Source organism: Grimontia marina (genome assembly GCF_900060185.1).
GTDB classification, from domain to species: domain Bacteria; phylum Pseudomonadota; class Gammaproteobacteria; order Enterobacterales; family Vibrionaceae; genus Enterovibrio; species Enterovibrio marinus.
In genome coordinates, this window is sequence record NZ_FIZY01000200.1 from 1 (window position 1) to 812 (window position 812).

An 812-nucleotide genomic window follows, 5' to 3' on the forward strand; every position below is an offset into this window, starting at 1 on the left:
AAAGAAAGACTCAGACCTATTCATTGCCATGCTGGAGAAGCTAAAGTGGCACTACCGCCGAGCCAAAAGTGTCACCTTGATACTGGATAACTACATCATCCACAAAAGTAAAAAAACGAAGGCTTGGCTCAAGAAGAACCCAAAGTTCAGGCTGCTGTTCCAGCCCGTTTATTGCCCTTGGGTCAACGTCATAGAACGATTGTGGAATGCTCTCCATGAGACAATTACTCGGAATCACAGGTGTAAACATATGTGGCAATTGCTCAGGAAGGTGAAGCACTTTATGGATAACGTATCGCCGTACCCGGGAGGTTGCCACGGCACGGCGAAAATGTAGCACTATTCGGATCAGTTATTTAGCAGATCCCCATCATGAGTCAAGCTTGAGTGCCATGTATTAGTTTTCAATGATACTTTTACGGGTTCAGACACCCCTACAACATTACCCTTAACAACTAGTTTGTTTGATGTTGGCTTACCCATAAAGATAGATATAGAGACAAACAACAAACCAATTAAAAATATTGCTAATGCGGGATACTGTGTTGAGATCCTAATTTCTTTTCTAAACTCTATAGTAATTGCATCCTCACCAGAAGTGTTAGCTAGTTTAATAGCTCCCTTGTGTAACAAGGTAATGCCACCGACAACCATTACCATACCGCAAAGTGCACCTACTAATAAAAGAAGTGGCCCCCAATTTTCGGACATGACTTTAAGTGATTGATCTGTTTTGATAGTCCCCAGAAAGACTGGAGCAGATGATGACAAGAAAACGTAGAAACCACTCACCCGAATTTAAAGCGAAGGTG

Annotated in this window: 2 protein-coding genes; one reads left to right on the plus strand and one right to left on the minus strand. The window is 42.2% G+C overall.

Going from position 1 to position 812, the window contains the following annotated elements:
• Positions 1-337 (plus strand): IS630 family transposase (locus GMA8713_RS25970; protein WP_157515497.1); only part of this gene is annotated, 337 nt, incomplete at its 5' end.
• Positions 338-348: 11 nt separating this feature from the next.
• Here the strand turns inward: GMA8713_RS25970 and GMA8713_RS25975 are convergent.
• On the minus strand, positions 349-711 hold the full coding sequence (locus GMA8713_RS25975; RefSeq protein ID WP_157515806.1) for a hypothetical protein: 363 nt from the start codon (positions 709-711) through the stop codon (positions 349-351).
• Positions 712-812: the final 101 nt, after the last annotated feature.